Below are 22,167 nucleotides of genomic sequence, written 5' to 3'. Positions count from 1 at the left end.
TCAGTCATAGGTCAACAGGACGGCCACCGCCTCATTCGGGTGTTCGTCCAGCAGTCGATATGCGTCGTGGGCTTCTCCGATGGAAATCCGATGCGTGACGAGCCGAGCGACGTCGAGGGCCGCCAATCGTCGCCAGGCAACGTCGAGGCGACGATCGGAATCCCATCTCCCTCGAAGTTCCGGGGCGAGCGTGCTCACCTGCGTGCTCTCGATGTCGATTCGACTCCGGTGAAACGACCCACCCAGGTTCAATTCAGCGCGCTTTTCGCCGTACCACGACCCGACCAGCACTCGTCCGTCGTAGCCCGTCACCGCCACCGCATCGTCCAGTGCCGAGGGATTACCGGAAAGTTCGTAGGTCAAATCCGCACCCGAGGGCGTTTCTGCACGCGAGAGTGCGGCCTCGATTGCCTCGCGCGTATCGTGCGTTGCGTCGAGACAGCAATCTGCCCCCATCTCTCTCGAATGTTCACGCCGCTCGGAATAGCAGTCGAGCGTCACCAAGTCGGCGAGGGGGTAGTCCGCGAGCAAGCCGGTCGTCAGCAATCCGACGAGGCCCTGCCCGAAAACGACTACTTGCTCGCCGATCCGCGGTGCACCATCGAGGGCGAAGTTCACCGCCGTTTCGACGGTCGGAAGGAAGACGGCGTCCGCGGACGCAACACCGTCCGGAATCCGGATGAGGTCGGTCGTCGACGCAAGGAAGTGGCTCGCGTGCGGGTAAAACGCGAACACAGATTCACCCATCCAGTCGTCAGAAACGTTTTCACCGATCGCAGTGACGGTTCCAGCGGTTGCGTAGCCGTATTTGAGCGGGAAGTCGAGCGTTCCCGACAGCGCATCGATCGTCGCATCGGCCGCCAACTCCTTGGGTGCTTCTCCACGGTACACGAGGAGTTCGGTACCTGGACTGATTGCCGACACCTCGGCGCGAACGAGCACCTCGTTCGGTTCCGGTTCGGAAACCGCCTCAGCGCGAACGTCGAGTTCGCGCGCTCCCGTGAAGTAGACCGTTTGTGCGGATGGCACGTATGCTATGCGACGGATTTGAAGAAATTCTTTTCGGCTACCACGTTCGGCGACACCGTCGCCGAACGAGTTCACACAACCGATTTCGGAGCGGTTTCAGTGTGGACCGTGTTGGAACGCCGAGATACGCCCGAACCGGTGTGTAAACGTCTGTTTCGATGAGGTTCAACGCTCGTGCCGTCGCCCGATAGTTACCGTCCGCGACGCGAGGGGGCCGACAGTCCGGATGGTCTACCAACACGAGTGGGCCATCGGGAAGCCGGTTTGAGAACGACAGCACTCGTTCGATATCAACCCCCGTTTCCGCCGTCAGGCCGTCCACGTCCTCGCTGGCGCAGGCGACGATTCGATTCGCCGCTCCGCGAATCGTTTCGTCCGGAGAGAGCGCTCGCCACGAAAGTTGTCCCGGCCCAGCGACGACTCGAAGTCGCTCGAAGGAGTGTCGAGAGAGCGTTAGTTTTTGCCATTCGATCGGTGCCTCGCGCCAGATGAACGAGGCGGCACCCGGTTTTGCGTTTAGGAGTGCATCGAGTGCCTCGCGCTCCGTGAGTGAATCCACGTCCACGGACGGAACTTCGGGCTTTCGACATTCCAGTTCGAGCCACCGTTTGATGACGTGCTCTTGTGAAACGCGGGTCATTCCGTTGCCAGTTCGACCCCGAAGAACTCGAATCGTGTGCCCACGCCCTCTGCCTCATCGAGCGAAACGTCCCATTCGTGCGCATCGGCGATTTGCTTAACGATGATTAATCCGATGCCGGTGCCGGTTTCGGCGGTGGAGTAGCCCGTTTCGAACACCATCTCACGGGACGACTCGAGAATCCACGGATCGTCGTTCTCGACGTAGAATCCTCCGACGAGTGCATCCGAGGGGGGTGCTTTCGTCGTTCGTGGGTTCGCGGTGGCTCGTGTGGTTTCGGTCGTTGCGGTTCGCATCGTCGCAGTTCCGGTCGTGTGTTCCGTGTTTCGGACGGCTTCGATTCTGGCGCTGGTAAACAGGATGAACAGGAGCTCCGAATACTCCGTTCGAACCGCGTCGAGGAGTTCGAGGCCGTCCATTTCGGGCATCTCGTAATCGCTGACGATACAGTCGATTTCTGTTTCACGGCGGATGGAGAGGGCGTCCGCTCCGGACGAAGCGGCACGGAGATCCAGTATTTCCGACTCTCGTTCGAGAAATGTCGCTGTGAGGTCGAGCAAGCTGGGGTCGTTGTCCACATGAAGGACGACGATTGAGGACGTGTCGCTCATGCTGCTCAGTTTTCTCGATAGACTCGCCATACTACCATAATTCTTATGAATGGGGGAGGGTACTCTCTGGCGAGAACCACCCGGTCGGCGTGTATCTTTATCCGCGGTTCTCGCGTTAGTTCGAACGGGTGGGAACTCATGTTCCAGGATAGAACGGACGCAGGAAACCAACTCGCAGAACTCGTTCGACGTGAGGGAGTGACAGCGGATATCGTACTGGCGATTCCACGCGGCGGATTACCGATTGGACGGCCGGTCGCCGATGCGCTTTCGGTTCCGTTGGACGTGGTGGTCGCAAAGAAACTGGGTGCCCCGAACAATCCGGAACTCGCAATCGGTGCCGTAGGTGCCGACGGGAGCGTCTGGTTGAACGATGCGCTCATCGAGCGAATCGGGGTAGACGATGTCTACGTCGAGCGGGAGCGCGAACGCAAATCCGAGGAGGCTCGTGTGAAAGCGACACAATACCGCGGTGATGCGCCGATACCCGATATCGACGGCAAACGAGTCCTCGTCGTCGATGACGGCGTTGCGACCGGTGCGACGACCATCGCCTGTCTTCGGCAGGTAAAAAACGCAGGAGCGAGCCACGTCCTCCTCGCGGTTCCGGTCGGCTCACCTAGTTCTCTCGAACGATTATACCGGGAGGCTGACGAGGTTCTCTCCATCGAAGCACCGCCGCATTTTAGCTCGGTCGGCCAATTTTATCGACTGTTCGAGCAAGTTCCCGACGAAGTTGCACGGACGTATCTGCGTGAATAAGCACATGTGAACGGATAAACGGAGCATGAGAGCAATAACAGGGCGAATGAGAACAACGAGTGTGGGCGTGTTCGACCGTGATAACACGCGTCGTGTGAACACATACCGTATGCTCTCGTTTTGTCATTTCGGCGGCAACGTAATTGACAGCAACCTGGAAGCCGATGTGGACAACCACCGGACGAGTGACCGAAACGGTTTTGTCCGTTCCGACTCACGTTTCGCAGAATATTGACCGTGTAAACTGCGATTAACTCGGGATACAGGCTTCATTAACTGGGAATACGGTACAGTGAATACCACACCATATTCCGAAACACTTAAGTACTTTTCGTCCTAACTGTTGGTTAGGAAGTAAGCTTCCGGGATTTTTTCAGGTTTTCCCTACCGGGAGCCTCCGCCAACGTATAATCATGACATCAACCAGAATCCAACGCTACGATGAGTCTGGCGTAGCGACCCACGAACAAGAACGCGAGAGCGAGGAGGAACAGGAGCAGGAAGACGTCTGCCCCGAATGTGGTGGGAATCTCATCACCGATTCGGGACACGGTGAAACCGTCTGTGCCGAGTGTGGTCTTGTCGTCGACGAGGACAACGTCGACCGCGGTCCGGAGTGGCGCGCCTTCGACGCCAAAGAGAAGGACGAGAAATCCCGTGTCGGTGCCCCGACGACGAAGATGATGCACGACAAGGGACTCTCGACCAACATCGGCTGGCAGAACAAGGATGCCTACGGCAACACCCTCGGTGCCCGCCAGCGCGAGAAGATGCAGCGTCTGCGAACCTGGAACGAGCGATTCCGAACGCGCGACAGCAAGGAGCGTAACCTCAAACAGGCTCTCGGCGAAATCGACCGGATGGCAAGCGCCCTCGGTCTGCCGAAGAACGTCCGCGAAACGGCGAGCGTCATCTACCGACGCGCACTCGACGAAGACCTCCTTCCGGGACGCTCCATCGAGGGCGTCGCAACCGCCTCGCTGTACGCGGCGGCGCGACAGTCCGGCGTTCCACGCAGTCTGGACGAGGTCGCGAGCGTCAGCCGAATCGAGGAGATGGAGTTCAAACGTACCTACCGCTACATCGTGCGTGAACTCGGTCTCGAAATCCAACCCGCCGACCCACAGAGCTACGTGACGCGATTCGCCTCCGATCTCGACATCAGCGACGAATCCGAGCGCAGGGCGCACGACTTGCTTGAAACAGCCAAAAAGCAGGGCGTCCACAGCGGCAAGAGTCCGGTCGGACTCGCCGCCGCGGCGGTGTACGCCGGTTCCCTGCTCACCAACGAGAAGGTAACCCAATCCGAAGTGAGCGAAGTCGCCAGCGTGAGCGAAGTCACGATTCGCAACCGCTACCAGGAACTGCTCGAATCGGAAGAAGACCGCCGTGCCGTCGCCTAATTTGCGGTAACCGCGGTCGATTTGTTGTTTTCGTTCAACATCGGCCACTACACTCATTTTACCCGACTCTGTACCAGTTGATTACAGATGCCCGAGTCACGAATCGGGATTCGTCGGTACATCGCCTTGATTTTCGTGTTTCTCGTACTCGCGAGTCTCTTCGTCGCTCAACCCGGGGTTCTCACGTCGAACGTACCGGACGATGGCGAACCGAGTCGTGCGAAGGACGTGCGAATCGTCTCACCGAACCCGGACAGCGAAGCGAAACTATGGCCCTTCACGAGTCGGGGGAAATCGTTCGACTCGTTGACGTTACCTATCAACGTCGTGGTTCGCGACCACTCCTCCCGAGTGGTGAGCCACTTACGGAATCGACGGGATGCGGAGTGGCGAAACGACAGTCAGGAGTGGCAAGGACTCGGCGGCGAGGATGGACCGACGGACGCGGACGAAGAGACGGTTCAATGGGACAATACGACGGGTGCGGTACGATACACCTACGTTCAGGCACCCGACTCACGCGGCGGATGGGTTACGGAGTCGTCCCAACTACACGACGGCACCTACTTCGGGTCGCGCTACCATCTCCGATTGTACGAAGGTGGCAAGGGTAACGAAACGTGGACCGCAATTCAAGCGCACCACGAACATTGGGACTGGTTCCGACTGCGACACTCGGTTGGGTCGCTCGCGTCGGCCCAGTACTACCTCGACAGTCAGTTTTACGGAAAATGGTACGTCGATGAGATCTCACGCAAACGCTTCGCGAACGGGGGTATCTCCGACACCGACGGATGGGTTTCGGTCGTCGATCTGCGCCCAACGAGCGATCTGTATCCAGTGACGCTGCTGTGGGCCGCATTGCTCCTCGGGTCGGTCGGCGTCGGAGAGTCGATACAGTCGTCCGTTCGCGATCTCGTCTCGTGGCTGTCGTCGGAGACGACCCAACGGGGTATCCTTCTCGGCGTCTTCCTCCTCAGTTTGCCGCTGGTCGTTCGCCGCGCGAGTATCGTCGTCGAGACCACCGCTCCGACCGTGCCGGTGAAGGCCATCGCTGGTGTCGGCTATCTCGTCCTCGTCATCGGTCTTCCGTTAGCCGCCGTCGTTCTTCCCGAGGGTGACCAGTCGCTCGACTGGTTCGGTATCGCACTCCTCGGTCTGGGGCTCGGATTTCTGCTCGACTATCGGAGCATCGGCGTCACGGTGCTCCCGATTATGGTCGTCCTTCACCGACTCACCCTTCTCGGCATCGTCGGCCTGCTCGCGGTCGGCGGCGCGCGGCAGGAGACCGACGGACGGTGGAATCTGCTGGTAAAAACAGGGCTCGTCCTGTGGGTAAGTGTGCTGGTGTGGCCGTTGTTTTTCAGCCTCTAGCTCGACGCGGCCGTTTCGGTCACACCGAAAACTGCATGTTCGACATCTTCAGGAACGCCGTTTCGTAGCCTTCGTGGCGGGAGACCTGCGGCACCGAATCAACGGAAACCGTGAGTTCGTCCCCCGATTCGACGCTCTTTACGTTCGCGCCGTAATGGTAGCCGATGTCGGGGTCGACCGTTGGTGTCAGCGCGCCGTCGAACACGGTTTCGCCGCCCCGATTCAGCGTTGCCGAGAGCGACATCATCGGAATTGGATAGCGATTGTCGTACGGCGTCCGCGGCGAGACGAGGAGATAGGTGTCCTTTGCGAAATCAGTATCTTCCCCCGAAGTCACAAGGAATTCCGCGTCGCCACTCATCTGCTCGCCGAGGAACTGTCCCGGAAGGTCGGATTTCGGCGGAACGTGGCTCATCGGCATCATCTCCATCTCCATCGGCGGCACCGAGCCTTGCGACCCCTTCTTTTTGTCCAGTCGCTCGAACGGCAACTCTTCCAGCTTTTGCTGGCTAAATTCGAACTCCGTGGTGAGCGTTTCTGCGGAGTCGAACTGCCCCGAGAGTGCACCAGTCCGGCGGATATTGACGCCGCCGACTTGGACTTCTGCTTTGTATTTTCCGTCACCGTCGAGTCCCATGTTGTCGCCGAAGTGGAACCCCATGTTCTGGGAGAGCATCGGCCACATCGGCCGGGTTTCGCTCCAATCGCCTTTCGAGAGTTCGATGCGAACGTCTCCGGCGGGGAGAACCGTCATCGTCTCGGCGTCCCAAACGGTGGCCATCAGGTGGACATCGTCGCCCTCTTGCACGGTCACTTTCTCCTGTTGTTTCGACGTGCCGCCACCCATTAGCCAGAAGCGGTGCGGGAACGAGTACATCAGTCCGAGTCGCCACCGACCCTGCTTTGCCATCCCCGCCATCGCCATCCCTTCGGTGTGTGTCGGATAGTACACCGCATCCGGTCGGTCCTCGACCATCGGCGGTTCGCGGGGGATCGATTTCGTTTCGAACAGTCCGGCACACCCGGCAAGCGCGGCCGTGCTGGCGAGACCGGTAGTCTGCAAAAACCTCCGTCGGTTCATTGACTGGATTTTATAACCCGTCGGGAAAAGGGGTTCTGGTACACCCGTCGAAAAGGGAGTCTGCGGGAAGCGGGTTCGTTCGCCTCGAACGGATGGTTCTTCTCAGCGGTTCGGATTCGGAAGCGAGCGAAGCGAGCGCGGTGGTACCAAGAAGTTCGCCCGACGTTCCACGGTCATGTATTGGAGAATACCATTATTGACGCGCTGACCGACGGAGGAGTTTCCGGCGAGGTTCTCTCCATTCATCGCTTCTCTGGTGGCCTCGAAATCCGCGATAGTGCGCTGAACCGCGACGAAGTGGAGTCCAGCCTCACCGCCGTCCGTCGAATCGAAATCCCGGCGGAGAATGACCGGCGAGTCGTTTTTCCGCGCCCCGGCGGATTTCTGGGAGTGGCCAACCATCCCCCGTTTTCTGGCGTGTGATTCGACTTCTCCGATGCAGTCGTCGCCCATCTCGCTCGAATCGCCGAGGTTGTCGCCCGCGCCCTCGACGCGACCCTCTTCCGCGTGAACCGGACAGAACATCTTGGCGACGCGCTGGTCGCGGCTATCCTGTTCGTACCACTGGTCGAGATGCAGACTGATATTGGAGACGTGTTGGGTGGTACCGCCAGCGAACGGCCCGTCCTGAATCGTCACGCTGTCCTCGCTGGCCTGATTCTTCTTGAACCCGGATTTGAATCCCATGTAGAGCGGTGACTCCTCCGGTACGGGATTCGAGTCAGGAATCCCGTTCACGTCCTGATGGTCGGCGGGGAGGCCGTCGCCGACGAATCCGGTTCGGCGGTCGGCTTTCTCGAACACGTCGGACACCCCCGCCACGTCTACCCCGTTCAATTGGTCGCGGTTGCCGAGCAGTGCTTCCTCGGCCGCGATCACGAGTTCCCCGTGGTCGCTGGCGAGGTGGACGACGGCGTCCTGTTCGTCCAATTTCGGGTCTTCGAACGACGCGAGGGCTTTGGGCTTCGGCAGAACGTCGGTGGCACCGAACCGTGCGAAGTACGACGGGGAGTACCCCACCGAAAAGAGCAGTCCCTCATGACTTCGCTCGTAGGCGCGTTCGAGACTCTGGAACGCCGACTCGACGGTTTTTCGCTCGGATTGGCTGGGCGTCGCATCGGTCGCTCCGGCGTAGTTCAGAAAGAGAAGTACCTGATGGCGCGGGGCGACGTCGTTGCCGTGGTCGTCCGTTTTCAAAAATTGATTCCATGCGTGCTGGCGCTTCGGAAGGCTGGACAGATCGTCCGGCCCCTGCTCTACGTCGGGCATGCCACCCCGGTCGAGACAGGCCGACAAGGCCGCCGACCCGCCGATGGCGACGGCAGCCTTCATGAACTCTCGTCGGGGAATTCCGCGAGTCGAGTCGCTCATTGTGTATGACTAGCGACCACGCCAGAAAAGGGGTTCTGGTACGTCCGTCGAAAACTGGGCGTCGAATCCACCACCGTTCAGGTCGCAACCGGGCGGGAAATAATCCACAGCGAGAGGATGGTGTAGCCAACCATCAGCGCGGTCAGGGGAAGGTGTGCCCATCCGACGCGATTCGTACGCTCCAGGGCGACGTAATGAGCGGCGATGACAGCGACGAGGTGCCCCACGACGATGAACAGAACCTGTGACGCCCAGAACGCCGGAAGCGAGAGCCATCCGAGCAGTTCGACTTCCGGCCCGCCGAGCACCGCCAACAGGCGTGAGGCCTGCTGAAGCACGAAGGGATAGTTGTGCGCCACTTCGTAGGCAACCGCGATGGGTACGACGGTTGGCGCGAACGCACGGGCCATCCGCTGCCACGATTCACCGCCGCTTTCGCTTCCCGCGATCCGTCGCGTGAGCACTGCAACGAGCGCGAAGACGAGTAGAAACCCGAGAAATCCCGCAAGATAGAGCGGCAGTGAGACGACCGACCCGAGTCCCGTCGCGTCCCGCGCGGAGAACAGGATTGCTTGATACTCCGGCGTCTCGGTAAACCCGTCGAAGCTGACGGTGTAGACGCTGGCCACGACGAACGCGGAAAGTGCAAGCGAGCGCACGGGGTGGAGACACCCCCGCCACGGCGGGCGGAGGTCGATTCCACTTCCTTCGAGTTTGAACGGTGCGACCCGACCGAAAAGGCGGTAGAGCACCGCGAGCGGGTCGGCGCGTTCGAACCACGTTTTTCCGAACAGAACCCCGCCGACCAGCATGAAGAGGGTGTAGCCCGCGAGAAGGATGGCGGTCAGGCGCGGCGAGTTCGGAATTTGCGTTAGGTTTTCCGCGATTCCAACGAGCGCGAGAAAACCGACAAGTGCGGGCCAATCGCCGAGCGAGTTCGGATAATCGAACATTACCAGTTCGTCGCCCTCTACTTTCGAGACGCCGTCGTAAATCGTCCGCCACGGCGCAAGCGTTCGCCACGGACTGCCGAATAGAACCGCGAGCAAACCGACCCCCTTCAGCCAGACCGACCACGTGAACAGCGTCGCCGGATTGTCCCTCGCGTTCGTCGGGCCGATTGCACCGGTCGCGAGGATGAACAGGAACAGGGCGAGAAACGCCACGCGCGCTATGCGGGGGAGTGCCGTGCCAACGTCCGGAGTGACGAGTGAGAACCGTCGCGTTCCGGTCGGTGTGTGCTCGACCGTCGCAGTGAGAAAGACGGCCGTAAGCGCGACAGTAACCCCGGCACCGCCGAACAAGAGTGGGAGTGGAATCGGCGCGTCGAACCTCGTCGTCACGCCGTGGGCCGTTGCGACGCCCGCGAAAAGCGACAGCGAGACGAGGGCAAGAAGGGGCGTCCGACGAAGTCGCATGGCAGAGACTCGGTGGTGCGAGGAAAAGTGGCTGTTGGTCTCGGATTCGACTCGCCGTAGTTTGGGAGTCGGTTCCGCAGTTCGCCTTCGTCACAGATACCGCGTCAGTACACTCGTTCGAGAACCGGTCGAATCTCCTCGAACCGCTCTCCCCGTCGAACGTTGTCGGAATTCTCGCTCCATTCGATGAAGTCGAACCGGTCGAGCTTTGGCAAATGGATGCCGTACAACGCCAGTTCTATTCGCTCACGCTCAGACTCGGTGGTCGTTTGGAGTTGCCGTGAGATGTCGGATACGTGCAGGTCACCTTCCATCAGTCCGAACAGGATTTCTCGTCGGTAATCGTTCGATAACATATCGAACACAGCATCGAGTCGGGCTGACTCGCTGTGTAATTCGCATTGGCTCATACGCTTCGTTAGCGATGGGGATTACAAATCCGGATTCCCTACACTGTTAGGGTCAGGATTCGTCCAGCACGTCATCCACTCGCTCCGCCGTCTCGCTCGCCCGGATATTCGAATAGCTTTCGTGCGTCGTTGCAATCGAGGCGTGTCGGAGGGCGGATTGGGCCAGTTCCGCGTGACCCTCGCTGTACAACTGGTGGCCGAGTCCACGTCGCGCCCCGTGCGGTTTCAGATACTCGCCGTCGATATCCAATCCAGCCTCCGCACAGAGGCGTTTCATCAGGTTACGCGCGCCGCGGGTGGAAATCGCCGGGATGACGATTTCGTACTCGCGTACCACGTCGTCGATGTCGTTTTCATCGAGGATGCTCTCGATTCGGTTCCCCGTGTACTCCCCTTCCAACTGTTCGCGAACCGCGCGGAATTTCGACGGCGCGTGGTCGGTCGGAAACACCGGAAATCGTGGTGTTGGCGGGTCGAAAACCCGGTGATAGCGCTCCAACGCGTCTGCAGCCTTGCGAGGGAGCTGGGCGTATTCGTACTCTCGCGATTTGCCGAATACGCGAATCGAACCGCCATCGATATCCACGTCCTTCCACGCGGCACCGGGGCGTTTGTCGTCGGCGGGGGAACGGAACACTTCCGCGCCCCGGACACCTGAGAGTGCGAGCAGGCGGACGAGCGCTCGGTCGCGGTAAGCGCGTTCGCGCGAAACACCGTCTCCGTCCAGCGCCCGTTCGACGCGTTTGTCCATGAACGCGAGAATCGATTTCCGGTCGCGCTGTGACCAGAATTGGCGATCGGCGTCGGCGGTGTTCTCCGGTAGTTCGGCCTGCGCCCGCGAGACTGCGGCAGGGTTTTTCGAGATGAGTTCGTCCGCCTCACAGAACCCGAGAAACGCCCGAACGTATGCGTAGTAGGTGTGGGCCGTCGATGATTTCAGTTCGTCCGCACGAACTCGCCGTTTGAGATGGCGAGCGTACCGTCGGCAGTCGATAACCGCCACGTCGTCGAGGTGGGAGACGTCTCGCTCTCGCGCGAGCCACTCCGCCCACTGTTGAAGTGCGGAATCGGCGTTTTCACGGTAGTTCCCCGCCTCGATGCTGGAAAGATACTCCGCTATCGCATTGGCGAGTGCCGTTCCGGTCATGCCAACCGTGGGTCGAACGTCCCGGCGAGCTCGTTGCCGCACCGAGGACACGTTAGTTCCCGTTCCTCACCGACAAACCGCCCGACTGGGCCGAGGTAACCGCAGTCAGAGCACCGCCGTATTGGTAGCTGAATCATCGCATCTGTCGTTCCGTGGGGCCGGGAGGGATAAAAATCTACGTCCCTTCGTCGGGTGGATGAATGGCGATGAGTCCGTCGCTCTGCACGAGGATGTGATAGCCCTCGAACGTGAAGCCGACGTGGCTTCCCTTTCGCGGTCGGCCGCCTGGTTGCGGCGAGAACAGGCCGTCCAACGCGTCGGGGTCGAATTGGTCGTAGAGCGGGCCGATTTCCCGCGGGTCTTCATCCATCGCTTCCGCAATCGCCGTCATCACCGTCGTGCTGATCGATTCCGTATTCTTCCAGTCATGGGTCGTGTGGTACGTTGCTGGGGTCGCTGCCGACCGGGATGTGTTTGACTTGCTCATTGGGGACACCTTCGAATGCATGTGACTCGTGTACGTCATACATAGTACCTGAAAAATCATAAAGCCCTGTCAGACGAAAGATGGGTACAAGTCATACGCTCGAACGAAAAACAGCAAGCAGGGAGAACCGCCGCGTTTTCGGGGTTTGTCTTACGTGGCGCAGTCGTGCGATTTCGGCGTTTTATCCGCCGAACTGTCATCATATACAACGTTGTTCTCGCAGTTGATTTCGATATCGCGGACTGTGTTTTGCGTTCGAATCAGGGAGTCCGACGGCCGATTAATAGCCAGTTAGTTCGGATTATCCGGTCAATGGTATTCATATCGTATATTACGGGATTTATTATGGCATTGGTCGATATCATTACATCATTCAGCCATCAGTTCGTTGCTGCTCCGATTCAGATCATCAGCTTCTGGCTCTCAGTTACGCTCCCGTTGTTCTACGTACCGCTGATTTTCGAGGGACTGGGAGCGAAGGTTCTTCCGCTGTTCGTCGGATTGCTCATTTTCCATGTGGTGACACTCTTCCTGGGGCGAAACCACAGACAGGAGCAAGTATAGAAGCAACTGCAGATGACACCGGCAATCCAGAGTCGTTCGACACAACCCAACGAGCGTGAAAAGCCACAGCACGACGGATCGGTTCACCGGTCGGCACTGTGCAGTGTCCGCCGAAACGTTCGAGAGCGACGGGGAGGATAAACGAATCATGCGCGTCGTTCACCGACGAGACGGAACCGACCGAACGCTCACCGAACACGGGAAATGGATGGATTCGTTCGGGTCGCGAATGAGAGGACTCGTCCGCCTCGGTCTCCGTGATGATTGTGCGCTCGTGTTCGATTTCGACTCGGTTGCCGACCGCCGCGCATCGACGCTGATGACACCGCTCTCGCTAGATATCGTGTGGACGAAACACGGACTGGTGACGCGTGTCGTCCGATTGAAGCCCTGGACGGGGGTTGGGCGTGGGGAGGGAGACGCAGTGTTCGAGTTTCCAGTCGGTCTTGTGAAGGACGTGAAACCGGGTGACGAACTCGTCGTTCGTTAATCCCAGTCGTTCCGCTCGATGGTATACCCACCACATTCGGGGCAAACCTGATAGCGAACTGTGAACGAATTGTCACACCCTTCGCATTTATACACGGGGTCGGGTACCGATTCCGAATTCACCCCGAGTCGGCGCATCAATCTCATGTCCCGCGCTTCGAAGGTGAGGAGTAAATAGTTCACCAGAGCAGAGTGAAAGTGAAACCCTCCCGAGTTGGTTTTATCGTCTCAGAGGGAGAAACTCACGCCCATGGCCGATTCGGAGCAGACGGATATCGACCAGAGAGCAGTCGAATCGCTTCTCGTGGAGTGGCAAACCACCAATGACGTTCCGGGGTTGAGCGTCGCCGTGGTGCGCGACGACGAACTGGTTTTCACGGATGGATTCGGGTCGCGGGATTTGACGACCAATCGACCTGCAACCGCCGACACGTTGTACGGAGTCGCCTCCGTCACGAAGTCGTTTGTCGCTCTCGCCATCATGCGGTTGCAGGAGGCCGGCAAACTCGATGTGACGGATTCGGTGGCCGACCACATCCCCTTCGAGTTGAACGGGGCTACGATTCACGACCTGTTGACTCACTCATCGGGACTCCCTTCACTCGGTGTCAGCGAGATGCTCATTTCCCGCAGAGCCGGACTCGAAGAAATCGAGATTCCGATGGCAGACCGGGACGATTTCCACTTCCACGTCCGAAATGCGACGGATAAAATCGCCGCCGACCCCGGCGAGCGATTTTTCTACTCCAACGGCAGCTACATGCTTCTCGACGAAATCATCGAAGCCTGTTCGGGGCGTTCGTTCGAGGCGTACGCCACGGAGGAAATCCTCGAACCGCTCGGCATGGAACGTTGAACGTTCCATGCCGAGCGGTTCGAATCGGACGAAAACACGATGACACCCTACATTCTGGACGACGGCTCCCCGGAACCCACGCCGCTTCCCATCAAGGAACTCAGCCACGCACCCGGTGGCCTGCTGAGTTCGGTGCGCGACCTGGCGAACTACCTTCGATTCCAGATGCAGGGCGAATTCGACGGAACGAGTCTCGTCTCGCGGAGTTCGCTCGATGTGATGCACGCTGGACACGTGGAAACGGAGATCGGACCGTACGGATACGGCTGGCGAAGACGCGAAGTCGAAGACAGCACGGTCGTCGGTCACAGCGGCTCGCTCGGCGTGTCGTCGTCCTACGTCGGCTTTCTCGAAGACGGGAGATTCGGCGTTGCGCTTGCGGCAAACACCGCACCGGACCACGGTCTCTCAGCATTGGGTGAGGGTGTGCTCGCGCTCCTCCTCGGTGCCAACCCCGAGAAACCCACGCCGTTTTTCGCTCGCCGGAAACGGCTTGACGAGTTGACCGGCGAGTACGAATCCTACCGTGGTGTCAAGCGTGCGACCGTCTCGCGGGACGGTGAAGTTCTCCGAATCGCATTCGAGGGGCCGTACTCCGGTTCCGGCGAAACCCTGATTCCGAAGACGAAGGATATCGAGAACGGGGAGTTCTATACGATTTTGCCCAAGGGCGAGAAACGAACCGTGAAGTTCGCGGAGACGAACTCCGGATTCGACTGCTTTTACGACCGCTGGCGACTGCATCGGGGGTAGCGAGCTAGCATCATCTTCATCGATTCAGAAAGCGAACATGGTACGATGCGAGAGATATTAGCGGAGACGGAAATCGACGCGCCACCGCGTCTCGTCTGGGACGTTCTCACCGACCTCTCTGCGTATCACGAATGGAACCCACATATCGTGGATGCGTCCGGTGGACTTCGTGAGGGTTCGACCGTCGAAATTCGAGTTCGACAGTCCGAATCTCGCAGTCGGACGATGACGGTGACGGTTGCCACAATCGACTCGTTTCGCCGACTCCAATGGGTTGGTACCGTGTTTTCCCCGCGGTTGTTCGAGGGCACGCACACGTTCGACCTCGAACCGCTCGGCGACGACCGAACGCGATTCAGCAACCGCGAACGACTTACGGGACTGCTCGTCCCGTTCGTCGTTCCGAACGATGTCCACCGGAGCTACGAAGCGATGAATCGGGCGCTCAAGTCGCGCGCCGAGCGTCGATTCGCTCGAGAATCGGCGTGAAAACGACTGCTCGGAATCTCCCGCCAAATTCTCATCGAGGAAGTAACCTTTCCAGCGCATCCCGCCACGCCGTCGCCGACGGAAAAGACGAGTGACATGACCGAACGCACTCGGGCACCGATAGTTACTGTATGGCAATCAGGAAAAAGTATAAAAAAGCGAGTCGATACTGTTTGACGCCAATTCCGGTATCATCCGTGAGCAGCGTCACGACGACTTCGAGTTCGTCGTGAGTGACGAACGCGGCATTGAATCGCCGAAGTCCGAATCGTCGACTCAGGCGTTGTTCATCCGTGTGTTCGTCGTCTCCCCGCAAACCAAACATTCCGTGACTCGGTAGGGTTCGCGTGAGAACGCCGCGTTCTTTCCCTCGCTCTCTGCACGTACCTCGATACTGACCTGATGTTGGGTTCGTCGTCGGCACGCCGAACACTCCTCCGTTCGGTCTCGAAGGCCTGAATCTCGGGTGATCATGGTTTTGTGTCGTTTGGTTGCGTCAGCGGTTTCGAGGAAGTGCCAGTTGCGTTTCCCCGGGTACACCCTTCGACAGTAGATAAAAGGAGGTTTTGACCAGTTTCTCGAAACCGTTTCAATCGGCGTCGATAACGTCACGAACGCTGTTTGGGAGCGTCGTGACGACGGCGTTTCCGACACGTTCGCGTTCGACGAGTTCGTCGTCCGCGAGTCGTTCCAGGTGGTACGAAACGGTGCCCGGTGTCAAGTCGAGCGCCTCAGCGAGTGACGATACGCTGGCCGGTTCATCCTTGGCAATCGCGTCGAGCAGTGTCGCCGTTGAATCGTCGGAGAGCGACGCGGACAGTGCAGGATTCTCGTTTTCGGCCGGATAGACGCGGTGTTTCCCCCGAACCATCGCGGTTTCGACCAAGCCTTCCTCCGCCAAGATACGGACGTGATAGCGAATCGTCGAGCGGGGAATGTCGGTTCGGTCGCTGAGTCCGGAGAGAGACTGGCCGGGTTCGTCGTTCACGGCGTCGTGAATCGTCGCGCGAGTCCCGTTATCGAGTGGATTCGAACTGTCGTACCGACTGTAGCTTCCGACGGAGCTCGCGCCGACCATCGAGTCGGGTTCGACGTACTCCGTGGACGCGAGGATAACTCCTGCGTACGGATTGCCGGGGACGTTCGATGTCGTCGAAACGTCGATGGTTTGGGGGTCACTGCTGGAGTGGTCTGCTGGTGCCGGATGCTGAGCGGAGACGTTCGCGCTCACGGGAAGCACGAATCCTAACGGCACGGTCAGTGCCACGAGGAGGACGACGAGCGTCACGATGGCTCGGTGGACGTGTGGATTCATGATACTGTGTCGGTTCGGAGCGGTCTGAGAGAGGGTCTGTGTCTTGGACGAGTATCGCTCTTTCGGTGCGGTTCATCGTCGAATCTGCGAACGAATGCCGGAGAGAGTCCAACACCAACGTAAAACAGCTGTGCAATGTTCGTTCGGTGCGTGACAGGGACGGCGACGTCCGGCACGGTTCCTTGAACTACGAAACTGGATGGGAAAAGGCCGCCAATTACCGGGTTTGTTCCTCACGGATTCGGTCGCCCACATCGAGGCCACAACCGAGCGCGCGATGAACTCGACCGTCACCAGCTACCCAATCGCCAGCGAACCAAAGGTTCGTCTCCTCTGCCCGTCGCAGAACGTCTTCATTGGCACCCGAATCCGGAAGCGCATCGCGCCAGCGAACAACGTCGTACCAGTCCGGCGCCGCGAGCGCGTGGTCGGCGAACAGGTCTGCGGTGTGGTCGGCAACCGCGACGGCGATTTCCGAATCCTCGTGGTCGTAATGCTTTGCCGACCAGTCGGGAGCCATCTGGACGACGAGGAGGCTCTCACCCGCCGGAACGTGACCCGGTTTGCAGGATTCCCGTGCTACCCAGCCGATATTGTGTTCCTTGTCCGTATTCACCAGCGCGTAGTAGGGTCGGTCGAGTTCGAACGGGTAATGAAGCGCGACTGAAAGTATCGTTCGGAAGGGAACGTGTCCAACGTGTTCGCGAAGTTCCTGTCGTCGGTCATCGTCCCACTCCACGAGGTTCAGCAGGGATGCAGTAATCGGTGCTGGCGGCGTCAAGACGAGTTCGTCCCACGGCCCGAATTCGCGACCGTCGGTGTCCTCGATGAACCAATCGTCATCCCGTCGAAGTCCCGCAATTCGGGTGTCGGTTCGAACCGTCGCCCCGCTTGCATCGAGCAGGCGTTCACCGAGCGTTTCGATACCGTCACGATACGTCCATTTCGGGGTGTCCTCGTCGCGTCCCTCGGAAATATCGCCGTCCGCATCGAACGTCCATACCGGCTCCTCGACCTCGACCAGCCCGTCCGAGAGTTCGCGGATGACGCGGGAAACTCGTTCGTCGTTGCCCTTGATGTAGTTCGCGCCGGTGTCGTAGATGCATCCCTGCTCGCGCGTGGCGGCACGGCCGCCGACCCGTTCGGCTCGCTCGAACAGGGTGACTTCGGCGCTGTCGCGCAGCGCGTAGGCGACACCGAGCCCTGCGACGCCGGCACCGACGACGGCGACGCGACTCACGTTAGGTCACCCCCACGTCTTCGATGGGTGTCTCGTTCATTGGTATCGGCATGAAAATTCACTGGCAGAGATTCGGATGCCGAAAGGAAAGCGGTTGTGGCGGAGCGTCGTTTCGAGAGTGTTTTCGGAACCGAATCGGCGGGCGAGAATGTATCTCAGAGGACGGAACAAGTTCCGTTCGATGCCAATAGTCAGTTGTCCGACGAGTGATGCAAAAATTCAAGGAATCCCTGTCGAATTCAGCATGCAAGAAGATGGACAACGAACAGCAGTTACCAGTCGGCCACCTCGTCGCCGACGACACCGAGGTGTCGATTCCCGTGGTCGAAATCCTAACGGGACGCGGGTTCGTCACCGGAAAATCGGGGTCAGGGAAGTCGAACACCGCGTCAGTCGTCGTCGAGCAACTGCTCGATGCTGGCTACCCGGTCGCCATCATCGACGCGGACGGTGAGTACTACGGCCTCAAAGAGGAGTACGAACTGCTCCACGCCGGGGCCGACGAGGAGTGTGACATCCAAGTCGGGGCCGAACACGCCGAGAAAATCGCATCACTCGCACTCGAACAGAACGTTCCAATCATCGTGGACGTATCGGGGTATCTGGACGATGACGAAGCGGACGAACTCATCCGCGAGACCGCACGGCACCTGTTCGCCAAGGAGAAGAAGCTGAAAAAGCCGTTCTTGCTGGTGGTCGAAGAGTGCCACGAGTACATTCCCGAGGGTGGTGGAATGGGCGAAACCGGAAAGATGCTCATCAAGGTGGGCAAGCGCGGGCGAAAACACGGCCTGGGCGTGATGGGTATCAGCCAGCGTCCTGCCGACGTGAAAAAGGACTTCATCACACAGGCGAACTGGCTGGTCTGGCATCGGCTGACGTGGGAGAACGACACCAAAGTCGTCAGCCGAATCGTCGGCGACGAGTACGGTGATGCGGTTCCCGACCTCAACGCAGGGGAGGGGTTCGTCCAGACCGATTGGACCGACGGTGGCATCCGACGTGTACAGTTCAACCGCAAGCAGACGTTCGACGCGGGGGCGACGCCCGGGTTGGACGATTTCGAGCGTCCGGAGCTCAAATCGGTCAGCGACGCGTTGATGGGGGATTTGGAGGAGATTACCGAACTCCAAGAGCAAGAACACAATCGAGTCGCGGAACTCGAAAGCCAACTGGAGCGCAAGGGTGAACGGATTGCAGAGTTGGAAAACGAACTCCAAACTGCCCGCGACGTGTCTGCCGCCGCGCGCAAGATGGCGAACGCTCTCGCCCATGGTGACGTGGGGGGACCGGAGGATTTCGAACAACGGCTGCGGGAGAAAAACGAGCGAATCCGCGAACTCGAAGCGCGGATTACGGAGCTAGAGGACGAACAGACGGATTTGAACGCCTTCGAGCGGAACGAGGAGAACGACCGTCTGAACACGACGGAAGCGTCGGATACTTCAGTCGTGTCGGAAGAACCGGAAGCATCGATACCATCGAAATCCGAAGCGGAATCGGAAACGGAGACACGGGAAATCGAACAGACGACGGAAGAGTTTGCGGACGACGGCGACGACCCGGTCGAAGCCTACCGAAAACGACTCCGCCAACGCGGCTACGAACTCGGGAACGAAGACTCACAAAAGTCGATTTCTGACACGGCATCCCTCGTGGAGCTGGCGAACGCTGACCCCGTAGTGGTTCGCATCGAAGCGGCGCGCAGGGAATCGCTCTGTAACGACGACCATTGTTGGGATATCATCGCCGCGCTCGCGGCAAACGGCCCGCTGACAGTTCACGAGATTGCGAACGAAGTGACCGCATCCGTCGAGCAGATACAGAGCCTCCTCGCCGAACTGAGAAGTCGGTCACTCGCGACGCGTGACGCAACACGACGGTACGCTCTCGACCGAACTGGGATGGTCGAAATCATTACTGACCCCGACGAGCGAGCGCACAACACCGAACTCCACAGCCAGTGGCGAGAGTAGGTGAGAGCATCATTCGCTCAGCGCCACTTGTCCTCGATTCCCGCCTCGTGCTCCGCATCGCGTAGTTCCCGTGGTCGCCACTCCCCGGAGGCTCGACAGCGGTAGATGAGAATCCCGCCGACGGAAAGAAAGACGACTGCGACGAGAAACTCGACGAGGAGAAACACGCCGACGTTCATCGACGACACTACGGCGCGCGTTAGCCTCGTTCTTTCGGTTGTTCCTCCGTCTCAGCGGTAGTACGAAGGAACCGAAACACACCCGCTACCATCAATCCGGCACCGAGCGTCATGGCGACGAAATCGACGTTCGCTCCGTCACCGTGAAGTTCGGAGTAGCCGAGAAACGCGAGCCAGCAGACGCCCAACAGCGGAAGGACGAGTGTGTTCCGGTGATTTTGGGATGTTTCAGTTGTCTGTTTGTCGTTTGTTCGTCGGTCCACGCGTGACCAGCCTGTGTCGCCAGTGTTGCCGCAAGGATAATAAATTTTTGTCAGACACCGATAGAGGCATCAGATACCACAACAAAAGCCGAGGATATCTAATAATTATCAAAACTAGTGGGTGTTTGTTACTAGGGCAGTCCATCGGAGTTCCCCACCGCTGTTGTTCGCGTTTCGATGGTTCCGTTGGGGCGAACTACGATGGCAGTTGTTGTGAAAACCGCTCCATGTGGAGTGTATCATCGTTGCTGACAGATAATTGTTATAAATGTCTTCTCCCTCGGGATACTCCGGTTTCCCCATACAGAGTGCATCAGATTCGATAGCTAGCTACCGAGAATTTCGCGCGCCGCTTGCCGCATGCCATGCATTCAGAGGGTCAAATCGGTCGTTCTTGAAGCTTCCTATCTGGATTCAATGTGAAATCAAAAACTTAAATACTATCCAAATTACTGCACCGGAACACGCTGGCCAGCGGACGGGCGGAGCGCGTCGAGGTGCTTTTGAATCCACAGTTCGAGGGTCGTCAGCGCCGAAATCGGTTTGATGAGATCCGCTCGTGCATCCAAATGGTCGCGCTGGAGGTCGCGCACCGCATTCGAATCGAAGATGTCGCGGTCACACGCATCGTCGAGAAGTTCGTCGATGAAGCTTCGCATAGTAGAATCGTTTCTGTACCAGAGACCCATTTGCGACGTCGTCTGTCCGAGCATCCGTTTTTTGACGTTGTCCGCGACAAACCCTGCGGCATGCAGGGCGAGGGGAGAGGTTGGCGGACGCTTCGTTCGGTTGTACGGGACGTTCGCCGCCGGGCCCGCGACCCGACGGGCGATTTCGAGCTTGAGCGGCGCGACGGCGGACGGAATCCTACCGCGGGTGCCCGGAATCGACCCGATTCGGTAGCGGTCGTACGGCATCCGTGCGACGTGGTTCATGAATTCACCATCCGCGAACGGAACGCGGGTTCCGGCTTGACTCCGGTAGAGACGGTTCGAGCGGAAATGTGAGTCCGCAAAAATTTCCCAAAGCGCATCGAGCGTTCTGTGTTCGCGCTGGGGTTGCGTGCTTCGTTCGACCACGCGTCCCAACGATTGATTGGGCGAGATATCGGCGGTGAGGAGGTTCTGTACGTCAGCCGGGGCCAACTGGCTTTTCAGGGCGGAGAGGGCATCGACCGGTTGTTTGCCGGTGAGATACGACCGATACATCACATCGCCGAAAAACTCGCCTTGACTGCTTCCCTCGAACAACACGTCCACCTGTCCGGAGACGCTGTTCAACGATGGAGCCAGGTTGACGAAAAACGACCACTGTAACATTCCGTCCATGATATCCACGCCGCGTTCGATGGCATCCACGAACTCATCGGCGGAGTAGTCGTAGAATTGGTTCGGAAGTTCGAGCGACTTGGCGACGCGTTCCGCACCGATTCGGTCTTCCTGCGTCGCAGAATTATCGTAGGTGAACGTCTGAATCGGGCCGATTTCGTCCTTTAGGGCGGCGGCGAGCGTCCTGCTATCGAGTCCCCCGGAAAGCCACACCCCTGTCTGTCCGTCGACGGTGTCCGCGACGTTGCTGACGACCCGCCGATAGCGACGAACGGCTTCATCGACGTACCCCTCCGGTGACGCAATGCCGAAGTCGGGTTGCCAGTATCGTTTCGTCTCGACGTTACCGTTTTCGTAACGCAGATACGAGGCGGGTCGAAGCGAGCGAATGTCGCTCACGAGCGTCTTCCGTCCAAACACGTACCCCATGTGCAGCATGTCGCTTACGGCTCGTTCGTCCACCCGAGGGTCGTGAAGTTGTGTGACGAGCGATTTGAGTTCGCTACCGAACAGGAAGCCGTGAACCGTCGAGTAGTAGCACGGTCGCGTGCCGATTTTGTCGGTTGCGAGGATGGTAGAGTTTTCATCGGCGACGACGAGCAAGAATGGTCCGCTGAGTTCCGGGAGCGTGCGGTCGGGGGCAGAAAGCACTCGCTCGAAGATTTCGGCGGTCGAAAGCCCCAGTTCCGCGCGGTTCGACACCACGCCGTGAAGCACGCCGACACGATTTCCGTCTCGCCACGTCGTCCACCCATTTGTGTCTCGCTCGCCGTGGTGAACGAGGCCGAGTCGGCAGTCGCCTGCCGACAGTTCGGCGGTTTCGTACCACGTCTCATCGTCCATTGCGTCGAACATCTCACCGAGAGATCGACTACTGACAGTACCACCAGTTACGCCGGGCATAGCAGACACGTTCACGACTGCCTATATTGTTATGAGACGCCTTCAGCCGAATTAGGCGACACTTGCGGCAAATCGTAGG

24 protein-coding genes and 1 pseudogene are annotated in these 22,167 nt (G+C 59.0%); 9 read left to right on the top strand and 16 right to left on the bottom strand.

The genetic code is table 11. The features are described 5' to 3' along the window. Genes ACN2TU_RS19425 through ACN2TU_RS19415 form a run of 3 tightly spaced genes read right to left on the bottom strand, consistent with a single transcriptional unit; the run spans window position 1 to window position 2,280 of the window. Window positions 1-1,029: a zinc-dependent alcohol dehydrogenase gene (locus ACN2TU_RS19425; protein ID WP_435157661.1), complete on the bottom strand. Its 1,029-nt coding sequence runs from the start codon at window positions 1,027-1,029 to the stop codon at window positions 1-3. Between the two features lie 37 nt (window positions 1,030-1,066). Further along, window positions 1,067-1,669 carry a hypothetical protein gene (locus ACN2TU_RS19420; RefSeq protein WP_435157658.1) on the bottom strand — a complete coding sequence of 201 codons (603 nt, stop codon included), beginning with the start codon at window positions 1,667-1,669 and terminating at the stop codon, window positions 1,067-1,069. Next, entirely contained in the window at window positions 1,666-2,280 is a 615-nt protein-coding gene (locus ACN2TU_RS19415; protein WP_435157657.1) for an ATP-binding response regulator, read from the bottom strand. Before ACN2TU_RS19415 ends, ACN2TU_RS19420 begins: the two co-directional genes overlap by 4 nt. 138 nt (window positions 2,281-2,418) lie before the next feature. Between ACN2TU_RS19415 and ACN2TU_RS19410 the strand changes: the two genes are divergently transcribed. From ACN2TU_RS19410 to ACN2TU_RS19400, 3 genes are all read left to right on the top strand, one after another. Further along, window positions 2,419-3,042 carry a phosphoribosyltransferase gene (locus ACN2TU_RS19410; protein ID WP_435157655.1) on the top strand — a complete coding sequence of 208 codons (624 nt, stop codon included), beginning with the start codon at window positions 2,419-2,421 and terminating at the stop codon, window positions 3,040-3,042. 413 nt (window positions 3,043-3,455) lie between these two features. After that, window positions 3,456-4,445: a transcription initiation factor IIB gene (locus tag ACN2TU_RS19405; protein ID WP_435157653.1), complete on the top strand. Its 990-nt coding sequence runs from the start codon at window positions 3,456-3,458 to the stop codon at window positions 4,443-4,445. 87 nt (window positions 4,446-4,532) lie between these two features. Then, a complete protein-coding gene (locus ACN2TU_RS19400; RefSeq protein WP_435157651.1) occupies window positions 4,533-5,819 on the top strand; it encodes a hypothetical protein in 1,287 nt (428 codons plus the stop codon). Between the two features lie 19 nt (window positions 5,820-5,838). On the opposite strand, the gene ACN2TU_RS19395 is transcribed toward ACN2TU_RS19400, so the two are convergent. The 6 genes from ACN2TU_RS19395 to ACN2TU_RS19370 form a co-directional block, all read right to left on the bottom strand. Then, on the bottom strand, window positions 5,839-6,900 hold the full coding sequence (locus tag ACN2TU_RS19395) for a DUF7350 domain-containing protein (protein ID WP_435157649.1): 1,062 nt from the start codon (window positions 6,898-6,900) through the stop codon (window positions 5,839-5,841). Between the two features lie 102 nt (window positions 6,901-7,002). After that, window positions 7,003-8,271 (bottom strand): DUF7405 family protein, encoded by a 1,269-nt coding sequence (locus ACN2TU_RS19390; protein ID WP_435157647.1) that lies wholly within the window; start codon window positions 8,269-8,271, stop codon window positions 7,003-7,005. Between the two features lie 77 nt (window positions 8,272-8,348). Then, window positions 8,349-9,689 (bottom strand): hypothetical protein, encoded by a 1,341-nt coding sequence (locus ACN2TU_RS19385; RefSeq protein ID WP_435157645.1) that lies wholly within the window; start codon window positions 9,687-9,689, stop codon window positions 8,349-8,351. A gap of 104 nt (window positions 9,690-9,793) precedes the next feature. Beyond that, a complete protein-coding gene (locus tag ACN2TU_RS19380; RefSeq protein WP_435157644.1) occupies window positions 9,794-10,099 on the bottom strand; it encodes a DUF7344 domain-containing protein in 306 nt (101 codons plus the stop codon). Between the two features lie 52 nt (window positions 10,100-10,151). Further along, complete coding sequence (locus tag ACN2TU_RS19375; RefSeq protein WP_435157642.1) at window positions 10,152-11,246, bottom strand: tyrosine-type recombinase/integrase; 1,095 nt, start codon at window positions 11,244-11,246, stop codon at window positions 10,152-10,154. Window positions 11,247-11,421: 175 nt separating this feature from the next. Beyond that, on the bottom strand, window positions 11,422-11,733 hold the full coding sequence (locus tag ACN2TU_RS19370) for a HalOD1 output domain-containing protein (protein ID WP_435157641.1): 312 nt from the start codon (window positions 11,731-11,733) through the stop codon (window positions 11,422-11,424). 345 nt (window positions 11,734-12,078) lie between these two features. On the opposite strand from ACN2TU_RS19370, the gene ACN2TU_RS19365 reads away from it, so the two are divergent. The 5 genes and pseudogenes from ACN2TU_RS19365 (at window position 12,079) to ACN2TU_RS19345 (ending at window position 14,884) form a co-directional block, all read left to right on the top strand. Next, on the top strand, window positions 12,079-12,297 hold the full coding sequence (locus ACN2TU_RS19365) for a DUF8028 family protein (protein WP_435157640.1): 219 nt from the start codon (window positions 12,079-12,081) through the stop codon (window positions 12,295-12,297). A 55-nt stretch (window positions 12,298-12,352) separates the two neighbouring features. After that, complete coding sequence (locus tag ACN2TU_RS19360) at window positions 12,353-12,787, top strand: DUF192 domain-containing protein (protein WP_435157639.1); 435 nt, start codon at window positions 12,353-12,355, stop codon at window positions 12,785-12,787. Between the two features lie 249 nt (window positions 12,788-13,036). Continuing rightward, window positions 13,037-14,035: pseudogene (locus ACN2TU_RS19355) on the top strand (serine hydrolase domain-containing protein); the annotation flags it as partial. A 33-nt stretch (window positions 14,036-14,068) separates the two neighbouring features. After that, on the top strand, window positions 14,069-14,395 hold the full coding sequence (locus ACN2TU_RS19350) for a hypothetical protein (RefSeq protein ID WP_435157836.1): 327 nt from the start codon (window positions 14,069-14,071) through the stop codon (window positions 14,393-14,395). Between the two features lie 45 nt (window positions 14,396-14,440). Beyond that, a complete protein-coding gene (locus ACN2TU_RS19345) occupies window positions 14,441-14,884 on the top strand; it encodes an SRPBCC family protein (protein WP_435157638.1) in 444 nt (147 codons plus the stop codon). A 124-nt stretch (window positions 14,885-15,008) separates the two neighbouring features. Here ACN2TU_RS19345 and ACN2TU_RS19340 read toward each other — a convergent pair whose 3' ends face one another. From ACN2TU_RS19340 to ACN2TU_RS19325, 4 genes are all read right to left on the bottom strand, one after another. Beyond that, window positions 15,009-15,209 (bottom strand): hypothetical protein, encoded by a 201-nt coding sequence (locus ACN2TU_RS19340; RefSeq protein WP_435157637.1) that lies wholly within the window; start codon window positions 15,207-15,209, stop codon window positions 15,009-15,011. Continuing rightward, window positions 15,161-15,358 (bottom strand): DUF7835 family putative zinc beta-ribbon protein, encoded by a 198-nt coding sequence (locus tag ACN2TU_RS19335; protein ID WP_435157636.1) that lies wholly within the window; start codon window positions 15,356-15,358, stop codon window positions 15,161-15,163. Before ACN2TU_RS19335 ends, ACN2TU_RS19340 begins: the two co-directional genes overlap by 49 nt. A gap of 115 nt (window positions 15,359-15,473) precedes the next feature. After that, window positions 15,474-16,199: a winged helix-turn-helix transcriptional regulator gene (locus ACN2TU_RS19330; protein ID WP_435157635.1), complete on the bottom strand. Its 726-nt coding sequence runs from the start codon at window positions 16,197-16,199 to the stop codon at window positions 15,474-15,476. 217 nt (window positions 16,200-16,416) lie between these two features. Next, window positions 16,417-17,439, bottom strand: coding sequence for an NAD(P)/FAD-dependent oxidoreductase (locus ACN2TU_RS19325; protein WP_435157634.1), 1,023 nt, complete (start codon window positions 17,437-17,439; stop codon window positions 16,417-16,419). Between the two features lie 254 nt (window positions 17,440-17,693). Between ACN2TU_RS19325 and ACN2TU_RS19320 the strand changes: the two genes are divergently transcribed. Further along, window positions 17,694-19,415, top strand: coding sequence for a helicase HerA domain-containing protein (locus ACN2TU_RS19320; protein WP_435157835.1), 1,722 nt, complete (start codon window positions 17,694-17,696; stop codon window positions 19,413-19,415). Window positions 19,416-19,432: 17 nt separating this feature from the next. On the opposite strand, the gene ACN2TU_RS19315 is transcribed toward ACN2TU_RS19320, so the two are convergent. From ACN2TU_RS19315 to ACN2TU_RS19305, 3 genes are all read right to left on the bottom strand, one after another. Next, complete coding sequence (locus ACN2TU_RS19315) at window positions 19,433-19,603, bottom strand: hypothetical protein (RefSeq protein ID WP_435157845.1); 171 nt, start codon at window positions 19,601-19,603, stop codon at window positions 19,433-19,435. 11 nt (window positions 19,604-19,614) lie between these two features. Beyond that, window positions 19,615-19,857, bottom strand: coding sequence for a hypothetical protein (locus tag ACN2TU_RS19310; RefSeq protein WP_435157632.1), 243 nt, complete (start codon window positions 19,855-19,857; stop codon window positions 19,615-19,617). A 449-nt stretch (window positions 19,858-20,306) separates the two neighbouring features. Continuing rightward, entirely contained in the window at window positions 20,307-22,088 is a 1,782-nt protein-coding gene (locus ACN2TU_RS19305; protein ID WP_435157631.1) for an asparagine synthase-related protein, read from the bottom strand. Window positions 22,089-22,167 lie beyond the last annotated feature (79 nt).

It is taken from the genome of Haladaptatus marinus (assembly GCF_051194195.1).
This window is presented reverse-complemented; position numbering and strand designations above follow the sequence as displayed.

What these genes read in the sequence shown, in the direction of transcription:
- ACN2TU_RS19420 (WP_435157658.1), bottom strand. Translation starts at nt 1,669, where the DNA reads ATGACCCGCGTTTCACAAGAGCACGTCATCAAACGGTGGCTCGAACTG.
- ACN2TU_RS19415 (WP_435157657.1), bottom strand. Translation starts at nt 2,280, where the DNA reads ATGAGCGACACGTCCTCAATCGTCGTCCTTCATGTGGACAACGACCCC.
- ACN2TU_RS19410 (WP_435157655.1), top strand. Translation starts at nt 2,419, where the DNA reads ATGTTCCAGGATAGAACGGACGCAGGAAACCAACTCGCAGAACTCGTT.
- ACN2TU_RS19405 (WP_435157653.1), top strand. Translation starts at nt 3,456, where the DNA reads ATGACATCAACCAGAATCCAACGCTACGATGAGTCTGGCGTAGCGACC.
- ACN2TU_RS19400 (WP_435157651.1), top strand. Translation starts at nt 4,533, where the DNA reads ATGCCCGAGTCACGAATCGGGATTCGTCGGTACATCGCCTTGATTTTC.
- ACN2TU_RS19395 (WP_435157649.1), bottom strand. Translation starts at nt 6,900, where the DNA reads ATGAACCGACGGAGGTTTTTGCAGACTACCGGTCTCGCCAGCACGGCC.
- ACN2TU_RS19390 (WP_435157647.1), bottom strand. Translation starts at nt 8,271, where the DNA reads ATGAGCGACTCGACTCGCGGAATTCCCCGACGAGAGTTCATGAAGGCT.
- ACN2TU_RS19385 (WP_435157645.1), bottom strand. Translation starts at nt 9,689, where the DNA reads ATGCGACTTCGTCGGACGCCCCTTCTTGCCCTCGTCTCGCTGTCGCTT.
- ACN2TU_RS19380 (WP_435157644.1), bottom strand. Translation starts at nt 10,099, where the DNA reads ATGAGCCAATGCGAATTACACAGCGAGTCAGCCCGACTCGATGCTGTG.
- ACN2TU_RS19375 (WP_435157642.1), bottom strand. Translation starts at nt 11,246, where the DNA reads ATGACCGGAACGGCACTCGCCAATGCGATAGCGGAGTATCTTTCCAGC.
- ACN2TU_RS19370 (WP_435157641.1), bottom strand. Translation starts at nt 11,733, where the DNA reads ATGAGCAAGTCAAACACATCCCGGTCGGCAGCGACCCCAGCAACGTAC.
- ACN2TU_RS19365 (WP_435157640.1), top strand. Translation starts at nt 12,079, where the DNA reads ATGGCATTGGTCGATATCATTACATCATTCAGCCATCAGTTCGTTGCT.
- ACN2TU_RS19345 (WP_435157638.1), top strand. Translation starts at nt 14,441, where the DNA reads ATGCGAGAGATATTAGCGGAGACGGAAATCGACGCGCCACCGCGTCTC.
- ACN2TU_RS19340 (WP_435157637.1), bottom strand. Translation starts at nt 15,209, where the DNA reads ATGTTTGGTTTGCGGGGAGACGACGAACACACGGATGAACAACGCCTG.
- ACN2TU_RS19335 (WP_435157636.1), bottom strand. Translation starts at nt 15,358, where the DNA reads ATGATCACCCGAGATTCAGGCCTTCGAGACCGAACGGAGGAGTGTTCG.
- ACN2TU_RS19330 (WP_435157635.1), bottom strand. Translation starts at nt 16,199, where the DNA reads ATGAATCCACACGTCCACCGAGCCATCGTGACGCTCGTCGTCCTCCTC.
- ACN2TU_RS19320 (WP_435157835.1), top strand. Translation starts at nt 17,694, where the DNA reads ATGGACAACGAACAGCAGTTACCAGTCGGCCACCTCGTCGCCGACGAC.
- ACN2TU_RS19305 (WP_435157631.1), bottom strand. Translation starts at nt 22,088, where the DNA reads ATGCCCGGCGTAACTGGTGGTACTGTCAGTAGTCGATCTCTCGGTGAG.